The 475-nt window shown below is 35.6% G+C and carries 1 pseudogene; it reads right to left on the reverse strand.

Annotated elements, in window-relative coordinates:
* Nucleotides 1–65 precede the first annotated feature (65 nt).
* Nucleotides 66–475 (reverse strand): annotated as a pseudogene (locus P5674_RS25910) (phage head spike fiber domain-containing protein); the annotation flags it as partial.

Here is a 475-nt window from a genome sequence, read left to right on the forward strand (position 1 = left end):
ATCAAGTGCATTAGGCATTATCTGTTAATTTATTGTTGTAAGTCATAAGTCATTTTAGTTCTCCATTACAGTTTTGTTAGGGCTAAACACTCACTTTCACTAAGAGCGCGAGGGTAGTAGCGGAAATCTTTACATATACCAGTTTCAACAACACCATTAGCTCTTCTTAATATAAGAATTTCAGAAATAGGTTGATAAGATGTTACTGTATTAGGTGCATCAACCACTTTATCACCGTTAATAAATAACTTTTGCCGACCTTGCTCTAAAACAGATAATATCTTAAATGATGGTGCGTCCAATCTAGTTATTAAGGGTGATGAATAAGTCAACACACCACCAGACACAGTTCTAGTGTCTATACCGAAACCTGCACTGTCGTCGCCGTGAAGTATCAAGTTGGTATTATCTGAATTAGTACCTAAAATAGCACCAACTCCTGTCAACTTGTTTGGTGTATATTCTATATAAAAAG

It is taken from the genome of Limnospira sp. PMC 289.06, assembly GCF_032350395.1.
Taxonomy (GTDB): Bacteria; Cyanobacteriota; Cyanobacteriia; order Cyanobacteriales; family Microcoleaceae; genus Limnospira; species Limnospira platensis.